The sequence below is a fragment of the Marinobacter adhaerens HP15 genome (assembly GCF_000166295.1).
GTDB classification, from domain to species: Bacteria; Pseudomonadota; Gammaproteobacteria; order Pseudomonadales; family Oleiphilaceae; genus Marinobacter; species Marinobacter adhaerens.
Genome location: NC_017506.1, coordinates 2,520,481 through 2,535,555, shown reverse-complemented (window position 1 = coordinate 2,535,555; position 15,075 = coordinate 2,520,481). Strand labels below are relative to the sequence as shown.

At 49.6% G+C, this 15,075-nt stretch carries 13 protein-coding genes; all 13 read left to right on the top strand.

Annotated elements, in window-relative coordinates:
- Positions 1-23: 23 nt before the first annotated feature.
- The 13 genes from HP15_RS11975 to HP15_RS11920 all read left to right on the top strand — a co-directional run bounded on the left by HP15_RS11975 (position 24) and on the right by HP15_RS11920 (position 15,032).
- A complete protein-coding gene (locus tag HP15_RS11975) occupies positions 24-2,561 on the top strand; it encodes an SLBB domain-containing protein (RefSeq protein ID WP_014577704.1) in 2,538 nt (845 codons plus the stop codon).
- The gene (locus tag HP15_RS11970; protein ID WP_014577703.1) at positions 2,561-3,526 is read left to right on the top strand and encodes a Wzz/FepE/Etk N-terminal domain-containing protein; all 966 of its coding nucleotides are present in this window, start codon (positions 2,561-2,563) and stop codon (positions 3,524-3,526) included. Before HP15_RS11975 ends, HP15_RS11970 begins: the two co-directional genes overlap by 1 nt.
- Positions 3,527-3,547: 21 nt before the next feature.
- Complete coding sequence (gene pseB / locus HP15_RS11965; protein ID WP_041645350.1) at positions 3,548-4,546, top strand: UDP-N-acetylglucosamine 4,6-dehydratase (inverting); 999 nt, start codon at positions 3,548-3,550, stop codon at positions 4,544-4,546.
- A gap of 2 nt (positions 4,547-4,548) precedes the next feature.
- Positions 4,549-5,706, top strand: a complete 1,158-nt coding sequence (gene pseC, locus HP15_RS11960) for a UDP-4-amino-4,6-dideoxy-N-acetyl-beta-L-altrosamine transaminase (protein ID WP_014577701.1) — start codon at positions 4,549-4,551, stop codon at positions 5,704-5,706.
- A complete protein-coding gene (locus HP15_RS11955; RefSeq protein ID WP_014577700.1) occupies positions 5,703-7,334 on the top strand; it encodes an aldo/keto reductase in 1,632 nt (543 codons plus the stop codon). Before pseC ends, HP15_RS11955 begins: the two co-directional genes overlap by 4 nt.
- Entirely contained in the window at positions 7,327-8,127 is an 801-nt protein-coding gene (locus HP15_RS11950; RefSeq protein ID WP_041645349.1) for an SDR family NAD(P)-dependent oxidoreductase, read from the top strand. Before HP15_RS11955 ends, HP15_RS11950 begins: the two co-directional genes overlap by 8 nt.
- Positions 8,112-9,227: a UDP-2,4-diacetamido-2,4,6-trideoxy-beta-L-altropyranose hydrolase gene (gene pseG, locus HP15_RS11945; protein WP_041645347.1), complete on the top strand. Its 1,116-nt coding sequence runs from the start codon at positions 8,112-8,114 to the stop codon at positions 9,225-9,227. Before HP15_RS11950 ends, pseG begins: the two co-directional genes overlap by 16 nt.
- Positions 9,224-9,748 carry a UDP-4-amino-4,6-dideoxy-N-acetyl-beta-L-altrosamine N-acetyltransferase gene (gene pseH / locus HP15_RS11940; protein ID WP_227499626.1) on the top strand — a complete coding sequence of 175 codons (525 nt, stop codon included), beginning with the start codon at positions 9,224-9,226 and terminating at the stop codon, positions 9,746-9,748. Before pseG ends, pseH begins: the two co-directional genes overlap by 4 nt.
- Entirely contained in the window at positions 9,741-10,793 is a 1,053-nt protein-coding gene (pseI, locus tag HP15_RS11935) for a pseudaminic acid synthase (RefSeq protein ID WP_014577696.1), read from the top strand. Before pseH ends, pseI begins: the two co-directional genes overlap by 8 nt.
- Positions 10,794-10,827: 34 nt before the next feature.
- Entirely contained in the window at positions 10,828-11,778 is a 951-nt protein-coding gene (locus HP15_RS11930) for a phytanoyl-CoA dioxygenase family protein (RefSeq protein ID WP_014577695.1), read from the top strand.
- A gap of 95 nt (positions 11,779-11,873) precedes the next feature.
- Positions 11,874-13,061 carry a lipopolysaccharide biosynthesis protein gene (locus HP15_RS11925; protein ID WP_169702158.1) on the top strand — a complete coding sequence of 396 codons (1,188 nt, stop codon included), beginning with the start codon at positions 11,874-11,876 and terminating at the stop codon, positions 13,059-13,061.
- A complete protein-coding gene (locus HP15_RS23065; protein WP_081449837.1) occupies positions 13,058-13,678 on the top strand; it encodes a DapH/DapD/GlmU-related protein in 621 nt (206 codons plus the stop codon). Before HP15_RS11925 ends, HP15_RS23065 begins: the two co-directional genes overlap by 4 nt.
- Positions 13,679-13,766: 88 nt before the next feature.
- Complete coding sequence (locus HP15_RS11920; protein ID WP_014577693.1) at positions 13,767-15,032, top strand: oligosaccharide repeat unit polymerase; 1,266 nt, start codon at positions 13,767-13,769, stop codon at positions 15,030-15,032.
- Positions 15,033-15,075 lie beyond the last annotated feature (43 nt).

Sequence of the window (15,075 nt, the reverse complement as noted above, 5' to 3'; positions counted from 1 at the left end):
ACCAAAACGTCGGATCTCTAATTGTGAAGCTTAAGAATCTCTTGCTACCCCTGGCCATTCTGCTCCCCGTGGCAGCCACCGCCCAGTCCATCAGTCAATCCCAGATCGAGCAATTCCAGAGCCTGCCCAGAGCCCAGCAGGAAGCCCTGGCTAGCCAGTACGGTGTTGATCTGGAAGACTTCCAATCCTCTGGGCAACGCAATCAGCGACCACGAGACGTTCAGGTAGTTGAGCCGGCTGAAAGTATTTCGGACGAAGAGAGAGGGCAGGCCCGCGGTGAAAAGGAGGAAGAAGAGAAAGAGCAGCAAGCCGCCGATAAAAACGGTGGTCTGAAGCCCTTCGGCTATGAGCTCTTTCGGGGCAGCCCAACCACCTTCGCTCCGGTAACCGAAATCCCCATTCCCTCCGAGTACACCCTTGGGCCCGGGGACGTATTACGCATCCAGCTCTGGGGCAAGGAAAACCAGAATCTGGAACTGCCCATCGGCCGCGATGGCACCATCAGTTTTCCTCAATCCGGCCCAATGAGCGTCGCGGGATTGAGCTTTGATGAAGCCAGGCAGCAGATCCGCAAACAGGTATCAGAGCAATATATTGGCGTTCAGGCCAGCGTTTCCCTGGGTGAATTGCGAAGCATGCGCGTGTTCGTTCTCGGTGAAGCACGCAACCCCGGTTCATATTCAGTCAGTTCGCTCTCTACGATTACCAACGCTTTGTATGTCTCCGGTGGCATAAAACAAACGGGCTCGTTGCGAAACCTCCAGCACAAGCGAGACGGGAAGCTGGTAGGCACCCTGGATCTATACGATCTCCTGCTCAAGGGAGACAGCTCAAACGATAACCGTCTCCAGCCGGGCGACGTGATTTTTATTCCATCTGTAGGCAGGCGTGCGGGCATTGAGGGCGAGGTCTACCGCCCTGCGCTCTATGAACTGGAAAATGAGAACACCCTCGAGGACCTGGTTAGTATGGCCGGTGGCCTCACCCCTCAGGCGTACCCTCAGCGCATCAATATTGAACGCACCAACGAGGACTACCTTAGAATCATTGCCGAGGCGGATTACACTGCGGCAAAAGGAAAGAGTGCGCGAATTCAGGCGGGTGATAGAGTAACTATTCCGTCAATCTCGGATATCACAGGTCAGTATGTAGAGATCGCCGGCGCGGCCACGCGGCCCGGTCGATTTGCCTGGATGCCGGGCATGCGGGTGAGTTCGTTGATTCGAAACCTGGATGCAGACCTTACGCCCTTCGCAGACAAGCGCTATGCGGCTATCGTTCGCACAGACAAACAGACTGACTCTATTTCAGTGCTGAACCTCAGGCTGAGAAAGGCCATTCAGAATCCCGGCGGCGAGTTCGATTTCCTGCTTAAGGAAAAGGACAAGCTGTTGATCTTCTCTGACGCAGGAAAGGTGGAGCGCAAAAATGAGCCAACTGAGCAGAATGGCGAAATTGAAGGTGAGCAAAAACGGGACTTCACACGAGAAAAGCTCTTCGAACCGGTACTTCGTCGACTGAAAAGCCAGGCAACACCGTCTGCTCCACAGAGAACCATTCAGATTAGCGGGCCAGTTAGATACCCCGGTGAATACCCCATGCCCGCCTCCAGGCAACTCGCGGATGCCATTTTTGTAGCTGGTGGGTTGAAAGATTCAGCGTCACTTTTCAATGCGGAAATTGCCCGATACACGACTGATGATAACGGCATTGGGAAGACGAAAATTCTCAATGTCAACCTGGCTGACGCCATGGCAGGCAATGGCAACCTGGCGCTACAAAGTAGAGACAGGATACTGATTAAATCCATCCCGGAATTTGCGAAGACAAGCACCATCAAGCTACAGGGCGAAGTACGTTATCCGGGCGTGTACACTTTCCGGGACGGAGAAACCCTTAAGGAAGTTATTGAGCGAGCAGGTGGACTGACTGATAACGCGTTTCCGAGAGGCGCGGTCTTTACCCGAGAAAAGTTACGCCGCCTTGAAGCTCAGCGCCTTCGCGAAGCGGAAGAGCGCCTGCAGGGGGACCTGCTCGGAGTCCAGCTTGAGGGCGATGGACTGGCGGGAGAGAGTGCGGATCGAGCGCAACAGGTTGAGGATCTGCTTGAGGATGTCCAAAGCAGTCGTCCGGTCGGTCGAATGGTGGTTAATCTCGAAGCAGTCGTGAATAACGAAGACTACCAGGCGATCCGCCTTCAGGACGGCGATACGCTGACTGTTCCAACCATTCCTCAGTCCGTTACCGTGTTTGGCGAAGTTCAATTCCCAACGAGCCACTTGCATCAGGCGGGCTTAACGGTCGATGACTACCTCGAACGTTCCGGTGGGTCAACACGTCAGGCTGATGAAAGCAGGGTTTACATTGTAAAAGCGGATGGCTCCGTAATGCTGCCCGAACGAAGCCGCTGGTTTGGCAGTCGCAGCCAACAAATGGAGCCGGGAGACACGATCATCATGCCAATCGATGTTGACCGGCTGAACCAGCTCGAGTTGTGGTCTAACGTGAGCCAGATCGTCTACCAAATGGCTCTCGGTGCTGCCGCTGTGGGGAATTTGTAATGAGTAAGCATGAGCTGCGAGTTCAGCCTGCAATAGAAAAGCCTTACCGTCAGGATGATGAAATAGACCTTCGAGAGCTATTTGAGACCTTCTGGCGCGGCAAGTGGTTGATCATGGCCATCACTGTTGTCTTCGCTGCAGGCGGCGTTGCATACGCGCTTTATAAGCCAAACGTCTATCAAGCCAATGTACTCCTGGCCCCAGCAAACGAAGAGGGTGGCTTACAGGGCCTCAGTGGGCAACTCGGTGGCTTGGCCAGCTTGGCCGGCATTAGCATTGGTGGTGAAAGATCCAATCAGACCGTCATAGCAAAGGAAGTCCTTCAGTCCCGCGCTTTTCTGGCTGACTTTATCCGTCGCCACAACCTTGAAGTGCCACTTATGGGTACCGAAGCCTGGAATGATAAGAGCCAAACGTGGGTATACAACTTGGAAATCTACAACCCCGAGACAGGTGAATGGCTATTGGATGAAGGCGGCAAGAGCTACAAGCCGACGGATTGGGACTTGGTGAAAACATTTAAGGAAAAGAGCCTTAACGTCAGCGAAAACAAAGACAACGGTATGATCACTATAAGCGTGAAAAGCCTGTCACCTTCCGCTGCGCAGCAGTGGGCCCAATGGCTGGTCAAAGATATCAACGAGCATATGCGCAAGCAGGATGTCACCAAAGCCACTGCCCGAATCAACTATCTTGAAGAAAAACTGAACGACACCAACGTCGCTGGCATGCAGCAAGTGTTTTACCAACTCATTGAAAATGAAACCCGCACTGTGATGCTGGCCAATGCCCAGCAAGAATACGTGTTCGAGACTGTAGACCCGGCGGTTGTGCCTCAAGAAAAAAGTGAACCTAAAAGAGCATTAACGGTTGTCTTGGCAACCATTCTGGGCCTCATGCTTTCGATTATAATTGTGTTCATTAGGCTCGTACTCTTCACGAGTAACAAATCCAGCAATCCATAGAAGACACTTGGCGAAAATCTAATGTTAGAAAACTCTACTATCCTCGTAACCGGTGGCACTGGGTCGTTCGGCCATAAATTCATTCCCATGACACTGGAAAAATACAATCCCAAGAAAATCATTGTGTTTTCTCGGGACGAAATGAAGCAGTGGGAAATGGCCAAGCTGTTTCAAGGCGACGACCGCCTTCGTTTCTTTATAGGCGATGTACGAGACAGGGATCGACTATATCGGGCACTTGATGGCGTTGACTATGTTGTGCACGCAGCTGCCACGAAGATCGTACCTACCGCTGAGTACAATCCTTTTGAATGTGTAAAAACAAACATTCACGGAGCCATGAATCTGATAGATGCTGCGATTGATAAAGGCGTTAAGGGCGTCGTCGCGCTCTCAACCGATAAAGCCAGCAGTCCTATCAATCTCTACGGTGCCACCAAGTTGGCCTCTGACAAGCTTTTTGTGGCCGGCAACTCATATTCGGGTGGCCATGAGACCAAATTTTCTGTGGTCCGGTACGGTAACGTAATGGGGTCTCGCGGCTCGGTCATACCCTTTTTCATGTCGATCAAAGAAAAAGGCGTGTTGCCCATAACCGACCCGCGCATGACACGTTTTATGATCAGTCTGGAGCAAGGCGTAGAGTTGGTCTGGCATGCATTCGAAGACATGGTGGGTGGCGAGATTTATGTCAAGAAGATCCCGTCAATGAAAGTAACGGACCTCGCGCAAGTGGTTGCCCCGGATGCAAAGCAGGAAGTGGTTGGGATTCGGCCGGGTGAAAAACTGCATGAACAGATGATTGGCGCAGAAGACTCCTATTTCACCTACGAATATCCAGAGCACTTCAAAATTTTGCCCAATATTAACGATTGGGGAACATGCGAAAGCCGAATCAAGGACGGTAAGAAGGTGCCGGAGGGCTTTGTCTATTCAAGTGACAATAATTCGGAATGGATGACTGACAAAGAACTTCAGGCGTGGATTGATCGTCACAACAACGAAATTGGAAAGATCTGAGAATGATTCCCTACGGCAAGCAAGAAATCTCTCAGGCCGACATTGACTCTGTGCTTGAAGTGCTCCAGTCGGACTTTCTGACTCAAGGCCCCAAGGTGCCGGAGTTTGAATCAAAGGTAGCTGAACATGTTGGTGCCAAGCATGCGTTGGCCGTGAACAGTGCAACCTCGGCCTTACACATTGCTTGTATGAGTCTGGGGTTGGGGCCGGGTGATTGGCTGTGGACGTCGCCTATTACGTTTGTAGCTTCGGCAAACTGCGGACTCTACTGCGGTGCTAAGGTCGATTTTGTTGATATTGACCCCAAAACATACAACATGTGCCCGAAAGCACTGGCTGCTAAGCTGGAGCAGGCGGAGAAGTCCGCATGCCTGCCCAAAATTGTGGTTGCAGTTCACCTTTGTGGTCAGCCGTGTGACATGGCAGAAGTGCACCGATTAAGCAAAAAATATGGGTTTCGGGTTATCGAGGATGCCTCACACGCCATTGGCGGAAAGTATAGGGGGGAGTTCATCGGCAACAGTCGCTACAGCGACATTACGGTTTTCAGTTTTCACCCAGTAAAGATCATTACTACCGCGGAAGGTGGTATGGCCCTTACCAATGATGAAAATCTGGCCAGCCGTATGAATTTACTGCGTAGCCATGGAATTACCCGGGATCCTCGCCTAATGACTCGCGAAGCTGACGGGCCATGGTATTACCAGCAAATCGACCTGGGTTTTAATTATCGAATGACGGAGCTTCAGGCAGCTTTGGGTGTAAGCCAGATGAATCGCTTGGATGCTTTCGTAGCTCGCCGTCATGAGCTAGCCGGTCGTTATAATGAAATCTTGGCGAGGTTGCCGGTGACTACGCCATGGCAGCACCCAGATAGCTACTCAGGTTTGCACCTGTACGTCATCCGTTTGAGTCTCAATGAAGTTGATAAATCCCATCGGGAGGTATTCGAATCCCTCCGGGAGCAAGGAATTGGAGTGAACTTGCATTATATCCCGGTTCATACGCAGCCCTATTATGAGTCCATGGGTTTCAATGCAAGTGATTTTCCTGAGGCGATGGCTTATTACCGCGAAGCAATCAGCCTGCCCATGTTTCATGGGATGACGTACGAGCAACAGGACCAGGTTTCGAGCGCGTTGGAGTTTTCGCTGGTATGAAGGTTCGGCTCTTGTTGCAGGCAAGGACAAATTCGTCTCGCCTGCCGGCCAAGGTTTTACTGCCAGTGGGCGGTGTGCCCTTGGTCGTGCTTGCAGCCCGTCGGGCTGGCAATACCGGCCATCCAGTTACGGTTGTAACCTCTCGGGAACCTTCGGATGATCTGTTATGTGAAGTCCTTGCCAAGTGGCGCATCAGCTTTTTCAGAGGGGAGTTGGAGGATACCCTCAAGCGCTTCGTGGATGCGCTTGAGGGGGTCTCAGACGAATATGCCGTTGTTCGGCTGACCGGCGATAATGTCTTTCCGGATGGGGCATTCATTGATGAAATGCTCAAGGAATTCGAAAAAAGAGAAGTCGCATATCTTGGCTGCGTTGGAGGTTCATCGGGGCTGCCCTACGGCGTCAGTGCTGAAATAACGCGCGCCGGACATCTCAGGGAAGCTCAGAACGAAACAGAATCGCCGTTTGATCGCGAGCATGTTACCCCTTGGATAATAGGCAAATATGGCGGAAGCAGATTCGAACACTACCAATCCCTGCGTATGGAACACTATCGCTGTACCGTAGATACATTGGATGATTACTTAACCGTTGCAAAGTTGTTTGAAGGCTCCGATAAACCTGAAAATATGCCGATGGGAGTTTTGCTGGAAGCATTGAAAGCTGAATGCACAGACGTGGCAGTTACAGCTCCAGCAAACAGAATGGTTTTGGGAACGGCTCAGTTTGGATTGGACTACGGTATTGCGAACAGGGCTGGGCGCCCTCAACAGAAACTTGTGAACGACCTGGTACGAACCGCTATTAAAAATGGTGTTCAGCACCTGGATACCGCGAGAGCCTATGGCGACAGTGAAAAGGTGCTGGGCAAAGCGTTGGCTGAGGGCTGGTCTTCCAGGACAACCGTTATTACAAAGCTGTCACCTTTAGATGACTGCCCTCCTGAGGCACAGCCCGAAGTGGTGGAAGCCTTTGTAGAACGAAGTGTATATCAATCCTGTCGATTGCTCGGTGTCTCCAAGCTCAACGCTTTAATGCTTCACAGGGCGGACCACTTAACTGCTTGGAACGGGGGGGTCTGGCACGCACTTGCCCAACTCAAAAAAAAGGGCGTTATTGGTGAGCTCGGCGTGTCGGTACAGTCCCCGAAGGAAGCATTGACCGCTTTGTCTTTTGATTCCGTTTCGATCCTCCAGATACCTTTCAACATACTTGATTACCGCTGGGATTCGGTCATTGAAAAAATTTTGGATGAGCGAAAGCATCGTTGCCTCACTATTCACGTCCGAAGTGCTTTACTGCAGGGGTTGTTGACTACCAATCATTTAAACCTTTGGAAGAGAGCTAAATGTCCCAATGCCGGCCAGGTATTGGAATGGCTTCGTGAACAGGCAAATAACAACTGCGGAGGTGATGTGGTTGAACTCTGTTTGCGCTTTGCGCTCTCTCAAGACTGGATTGATGGCGTTGTGCTGGGCTTGGATACTAAGGAACAGCTCCTTTACAACCTCAAGGTAATGAGCGTCGAGCCGTGGTCACGAGATCAGCTACTGAAGATCGTTGAAGATCGCCCTCAGGTCCCGAGAGAAACGCTTGACCCCGCAACCTGGACGAAGCCCGATGCCTGACCTAAAGCAAAGATTTTCACTTTACGGCAAAAGCGTTCTAGTAACAGGGGCCACTGGATATCTTGGTAGGGCGATGGTTTTTGGTCTGGCGGAGTTGGGGGCTAAAGTACTGGTGAACGGCAGAAATCGCCCTCGTGTCGAACAGTTTGTGGAAGAGTTGTGCGAGGCAAAACTAGCCGCCCAGCCTGCTGTCTTCGACGTAAATGATGAACAAGCTGTACGTCACTGGTTTGCCCAATTTGGTAACACGCCATTACACGGCTTGGTGAACAATGCTTATGCTGGTGGGGCAGGTTCAATAGAGACTGCGACGGATAATGATTACCGCAATAGCTATGAAGTCTCGTTGGTATCAGCGAACAGGTTGCTACGCGAAGCACTTCCTAATTTGCGATTGGCTGTTAAGAGCGGTGGCGGAGCTTCTGTAGTAAATATTGGTTCGATGTATGGAATGGTGAGCCCTGATCAAAGATTATACCCGGGCAAGAACGCGGCCAATCCGCCGTTTTATGGTGCCGCAAAAGCCGCACTCATCCAGTGGACTCGGTATGCGGCCTGTGAGTTTGGCATAGAAGGAATACGAGTCAATGCGGTCTCCCCCGGGCCATTCCCTTCAACTGCTGTGCAGGCGACCAATCCGGATTTCGTAAAGACTTTGGCTGGCAAAGTACCTTTGGGACGAATTGGCCAGACAGAGGAAATTCAGGGGCCGCTGTCGTTCCTGATTTCGGATGCGTCCACCTTTGTGAACGGCTCCAACCTGGTTGTTGATGGGGGATGGACGTGCTGGTAGCGTTTCGCGTTGATGCTTCGGAGCATATAGGAACGGGCCACGTTATTCGTTGTCTCACGCTAGCTGATGAACTGACCTGTCAGGGTCACCAATGCGTGTTTATCTGTCGTAAACATCAAGGGCACCTGACTGATTTAATCGCAGGTAAAGGATACCAGCTGTTCATTCTGCCGGCTCCTGAAACTATGGAATTCAACTCATCAGCCTATTTAAACGATTCTTATGGCGATTGGTTGGGTGTGCCTTGGCAACAAGATGCAAAAGAGACACGTGAAGCTCTGGCGCTAATAGATGCAGACTGGTTGGTGGTGGATCACTACGCCCTTGATGCCCGCTGGGAACAGCAGGTTGCAATGGTGGTAGATCAAATTATGGTTATTGATGACCTGGCTAACAGGCAGCACGAATGTGCCCTGTTGTTGGATCAGAATCTGGGGCGGGTTGCCTCAGATTATGATTGGCTTGTGCCGAAGGATTGCTTGCGATTGATAGGCCCCGACTTCTCGCTGCTGCGGCCGGAGTTCGCACTACGTCGCGAATTCAGCCTAAAGCGGCGTGAGCAGCCGGAGCTGAAGCGAGTTCTGATCTCCCTGGGTGGTGTGGATCGAACCAATGTGACGGGCCAGGTTTTAGACTCATTGGTGGAATCGGAGCTGCCTCGCGACACTCAACTAGATATCGTTATGGGAGGCTCTGCGCCTCATCTGGACGAAGTTCAGCAGCAGGCTAACCGGTTGCCTTTCAAGGCAACGGTGAATGTGAATGTGCCCGACATGGCCGAGCGGATGTGCCTGGCGGATCTCTCTATTGGAGCTGCGGGCGGCACCTCCTGGGAGCGTTGCTGTTTGGGCCTCCCTGCAGTGTTGGTGATTCTGGCGGATAATCAAGTGTCTGGAGCGAGAGCCTTGGAGGCCGCCGGAGCTACTTCAACGATCACTGATCCCGATACAGTTCAGGCCTATTTGCCTTCAGTCATGGCCGAAATTGGTCGGTTTGATTGTCTTCAACGCATGAGCCGTGCCGCAGCTGCGATAACTGATGGGAAAGGTACCTCCAGGGTTCTTGAATCGATTCTGACCGTTAGCAGGAATGCATCGTGAAAGCGCACAATCTCCGGCCTATGACGGAAACCGACCTTGAGCAGGTGTTGAGTTGGCGTAATCACCCTGAGGTACGTCGCTACATGTACACCACTCACGAAATCGGGATAGAAGAGCATAGAAAATGGTTTTCCGGCATCAAGCATGATCCTGCGGTAGATCCTATGATTTATGAAAACCACGGGCTGGCCAGAGGTTTTGTGAATATTACGCGCACGCGATGCCCGGAGGTTGCAGACTGGGGGTTCTACCTGGCGCCTGACGCGCCGAAAGGTACAGGGAGGTCTTTGGGTAACCAGGCTTTAACGTATGTGTTTCTAGAGCTTGGCCTTCACAAGCTTTGCGGCCAGGCTCTCGGCTTTAATGAGCGCTCTATATCGTTCCATAGGGCGCTAGGGTTCTCCGAAGAAGGGCGCCTCCGAGATCAGCATTTTGATGGCCACGAGTTCCACGACGTTTTTTGCTTTGGTCTGCTAAAACAAGAGTGGAAAACAAAAGATCAGGAATCGAATAATGACTGAACCGAAAATAGTAATAGCCGGAAGAGAGATCTCTCGCAACCAGTCTCCCTACATTATTGCAGAGCTTTCAGCTAACCATAACGGTAATCTTGAGACTGCGATGAGGATTATTAGCGAGGCCGTCAAAGCAGGTGCCGACGCTGTTAAGTTACAGACATACCGACCTGATACTATAACGCTGGATTGCCAGTCGGACGAGTTCAAGATCAAAGGGGGGCTTTGGGACGGAAGAACGCTCTATGAGCTTTATGAGGAAGCGCATATGCCGTGGGAGTGGCATAAGCCACTTTTTGATCACGCACGGAATGTTGGAATTCCGATATTTAGTTCGCCCTTTGACCGAACTGCAGTGGACCTTCTTGAGGATCTAAACGCGCCAGCATACAAAATTGCGTCTTTTGAAGCGATTGATCTCCCACTTATCCGTTATGTGGCTGCCACTGGGAAGCCTATGATTATCTCTACGGGTATGGCCAATGCCGAAGAGATTGAAGAAGCCATCAATGCTGCCCATGAGGGAGGTTGTAAGGAACTAGCAATTCTGCATTGCGTAAGCGGCTATCCGGCACCAGCCGAGGATTACAACCTTCGCACGATTACAGACATGGTTGAAAGGTTTGGCTTAGTTACCGGCCTGTCTGATCATACCTTGGACAATACAACTGCAATTGCCAGCGTAGTTTTAGGGGCCTCTCTGATAGAAAAGCATTTCACGCTAGACCGTCGTGGTGGTGGGCCAGATGATAGCTTTTCTCTTGAGCCGAAAGATCTGGCAGAGCTTTGTTCCGGCGCAAAAACGGCTTGGAAATCGCTTGGCAAAGTTGATTATGGTCAAAAGTCCAGCGAGGTAGGTAATGCACAATTTCGAAGGTCACTCTATTTCGTTGAAGACTTGAAATGTGGGGATCGGATCGCTTCCAGCTCAATTCGTAGTGTTAGGCCGGGATATGGATTGCCCCCAAAATATTACGATGAGCTTTTGGATCGAAGGCTTAAAAGCGATGTTAAAAAGGGTACGGCTGTTACTTGGGACTTGCTGGCTTGAGCATGACCAATAATCTTTCAGAGGAGGTTTTGATTTGAATGCTGCTGCAGTAGGGCGGTTAAAACGCGTTTTCGAGAGTTTGTCCAGTAAACCAGGCTATACCTTAATGAGGGGCTTTGCGCGTTTTTCCACTTTGAGGTTATCCATACCCTTTCTGCGTGCAGCAGTTCTCAAAATTAAAGGACGTTCCCATCGCGATTCTCTTGAGCTAGAAGGCAAAGAGACATGCTTTCCTGATGTTGATATCGATTCAGTGGTGTCAGCGCTTCGAAAGGATGGAGTTGCATTTGGTTTCAGGCTGCCGGATGAAGTAGTGCAGTCTATCCGCTCATACGCAGAAGAAGCGTTATGTTTCGCTGATAGGGCACCTGCATATGGTTTTAAGATAGAACATAGAGAGCGTGCGGAGGAAATGCTTAATAAAAAAATACTTGTTGCTCAGTATTTTAATACGCTTTCGGAAAATCCTGAAATTGCCCGTCTGGCTCAAGATCCCACTCTCAAGGAGATAGCCCGTCGTTTTTTGAATTCACCTCCGACCTTCGTTGGTGCCAACTTGTGGTGGACGTTTCCGGTGGAAGCGACTGAAGAGGATCGTCACCGGCATGCGCACAAATTCCATAGGGATGTAGACGACTTCAAATTCTTCAAATTCTTTTTCTATCTCACAGATGTTGAGAAAGGGGATGGAGCCCACGTCGTTGTTGCGGGCTCTCAAGGGAAACCGCCCATAAACGGTTTCTTTGATCGGTGGAACATCCGCCGCTACACCGATCAAGAGATTGCTGAGAACTACAGTCCGTCTCAAGTAAAAGAAATTGACGGTCGCGCAGGCGATGGATTTGCAGAAGATACTTGGTGTATTCACAAGGGGCAGACGCCAGTGAGAAAGCCTCGCCTTTTGCTTCAACTCCAATTTGCGCTTTTCGATTACAACGCAATGCATGATCAAAGAAGCCAAGAATTGCTTCAAAGGCTAGCGTGAACAACCGATTAAACTCGGCATCTTGGTTACGTATCAATCAGAGGTGGAAAAGAGAAGTTTGGTACGTTCCGATATTGGGCGGAGCCATGGCGCTAATGATGCTGCGCCCCTTGCTTATGGCTCGGCTTTTTGACGCCCCTGATTTTGGCACGTACATAGCTGGATTGTTGGTTTCGAGCAGCTTCTGTGTCCTTGGCTGTTTGGGGCTACAGCCAAAATTACAGCGCAGTATGCCGATGGGCTTCGTCGCTCGAAAAGAATTGGCAAGCCAAATCCTTTTATTTCAGTCCATTCTGGTTGCACTTCTTCTGGCCTTGGTAGGTTGTTTGATCGGGGTGGCAGATTTGTCTATCGCCGGCTTGAGCCCGGGGACCTTTGCAATAAGCGTCGTCCATGGTTTTTCTCAGCAGATTTTCGTGCTCTCAACGGTGGAGAGCAGGAGTAGAGGGCAGGCGTTAAGGTTTAGTTGGCAGAATATGGGGCGGGCGATTTCAATAATCACAGCGGCCGGCATGGTCGCGTGGTACGTGCGCTCGCCCGAAGAGACACTTCTAACCGAAGCCATCATTTCCATCCTATTGGCTTCGCTTATACTGGTCAAAAGCTCTACTCGCCACAGCACTGGGCTCCGTGCCTTATTTCTTTTGGCAATTCGCAGACTAGCCGTAATTCGGTGGTCTGAACCGCTGTCGCTAATGCTTGTGATGTTGGTAGGGTTCAGTTTGGCAAACGCAGACCGATGGGTAGCAGTTACCGTTCTTCCGCCTGTTCAGTTCGCGTGGTATGGATTTGCCTGGATATTACTTACAGCGGCGCAATCAATTCAAACGATTACCAATTCATCCCTTTATCCCGCATTGGCAAAACGTTTCGCGATAGGGGGGGGAAGGGCCAGTTTTTCACTCGCTTGGAAAGCGAGCTTAGTCTTCTTGATTTTGGGTGGTATCGGCGTGTTGCCGAGTTACTTCCTTTTGGAAGAGATAATTGTTAATTGGTTTGAGGACTATCAACGTTCCCTCGAAATACTTCCAATTTTCCTGGCTGTTGCTTCGATTCGAATATCTGATTTCTGGTCTAGTCATCTACTTGTTTCCGGAAAAGAGCGTTTACTACTTGCGGTAAATTGCTTTTCCGGGGCGTTTGTTTTCATCTTATTTTCGCTGCTCGGCTACTTTCAGTCCGTAGATAAGCTAGGCATCACTGAGCTTGCCCATCTCGCCCTAACTTTGACAGCTGTAAATTACCTTCTTGTATTGATCTTTTCTCTGAAATTTAGGAGATGACGTTGTTTAGAGCTTCCCATTTAAGAAGAACGTTTCTGTGGCGGTGGTGGAATTTTCTCCGTTTCATTGCCAGAGGGGTGCGAATTCACCCCACAACGGTTATAGATGGGCGTTCTGAACAAATAACCCTTAATAGGGGAGCGAAGATAGGCGCACGAGTCAATATACGATTGTCAGCGTACGGAGAACTATTTTTATCAAATGATGTCTGGCTTTCTCACGATGTTGAGATAGAGTCTTCGAAAAAAATAACAATTGGCGCCGGGACCACGGTGCAGCGAAGAGCAACCATTAACGGATCGGTAAGCATTGGGAGCGGGTGCATCATTGCGCCAAACGTTTTCATTTCATCAGGAACTCATCCCTTTAGAGTATATCCGGAGAAAACCATCCGGGAGCAGGAGCGATTAATCGTTGAGGAGCGGGGAGACCTTTCTTCACTCGATAGGCCAATTAGTATCGGCGACGACTGCTGGTTGGGGGTGAATGTAGTCATATGCCCAGGGGTCAACATTGGCCGGGGATCGGTTGTTGGCGCGAACTCCGTTGTATTAAAAGATATTCCAGAAAATACCGTTTGTGCTGGTGTCCCAGCTAATATCGTCGGATCTCGATGACTTTAGTTTGAAATAAGCTTCTTTATGATAATCCATAGTGTTTCAGATTTTGGTAGGAGACTAAATATATACAGCTTCGGGATGCTAAATGATTAAGCATTTTATCTGGGTTTGGGTTTTTTACTGGGTCGCTTTTGCCTTTCTACCCGTTAGTTCGCTTTATACATCTGTAGGCGAAGCTTTTTTACTTCAACTCACATTTTTAGTCTTAGTTTTATTTGGTTTTAGTTGGAGTTGGTTGGCAGGTATCCATTATCGAGCGCCAATGTGCGGAACGCGGACACCGAAGAGTTTACACAAAGCGATCCAGTTGTCGTTAATATTTTCGAGCGTTGGCACTCTCTGTATAATTTATGACAAAATCGCAATTCAGGGCATAGATTACAGTCAAGGTGTGGCAGTAGCCAGAGAAGCTTGGAGAAAAGAGGGTATTGAAAGAGAGGGTGGTATTTCTTCGGTCTTCAGTATGCTGGGGTACCTTTTAAGTAGTGGCTATTACGTGGCTGCCGTGCTTCTTGTTGCGTTTGGCGAAAGTTTAAAAAGGTCATTCCTATATAAAGGAATTTTTCTAGTTTTTATTTTACTTATGGCTAACTCCGTTCTGGCTGGTGGGCGTTCAAATGTTCTATTGGTCACAGTCTTCGTTGCGGGTGCGATAACTGCAGTATCTGGGTGGTCATATCGGTCACTTTTCCCAAGTAAAGGGCTGCGCTCATCTGTATTTGTTTTGGTTTTATTTTCTTTTTTCTATGTTTTGTATGTCTTTTCTGAACGAGCCGAAGCGACAGGGATCGACGTTTCCGCCTATGTAAAACACTTTCTTCCTTACCTCGGTCTAAGGTTAGCCCCATGGTTTTCTGAGGTAGGTGGTAATGGAGTATTGTTTGATATTATTAATCTATTGGTGCTCGCGCTTAGTTATATCACACATAGTTTGGCAACCGCAGCCGGGATTATCGAGAATGGGCCTGGGGACAAGGTGATTGTTTTTCTACACCCTTTGAACATCTTAAGCAAGCTAGGAATTGTTGCCCGGCCGGATAGTTCGTGGTTTTTGTCTGGTAGGTTTCCGTCATTGCCCGCTGCATTGTTTTATCAGTTCGGTCTTTTTGGTTTTTTTGTTGTTTCAATTTTTGTAGGATTCTTGAGTGCCGCAGCGCGCTATTTTTATATAGCCTTTCCTTCTAGCATCGTTGCTATGAGCTTTTATCTAATGATGTATTCTATTCTTATTATTTCGCCTTTGCTTCTTGCTATTGATTTTATGAGTTTTCCATTTGTGATGTTTTCTTTTTTCCTTGTTGCGGTTATTTCAAGCGCGAGTAAATTTATAGCACGTTCACTTAAATTCTAATTTCGGAGATTTTTCTTGAATATTGGTTTTGTTAATGTTTTTT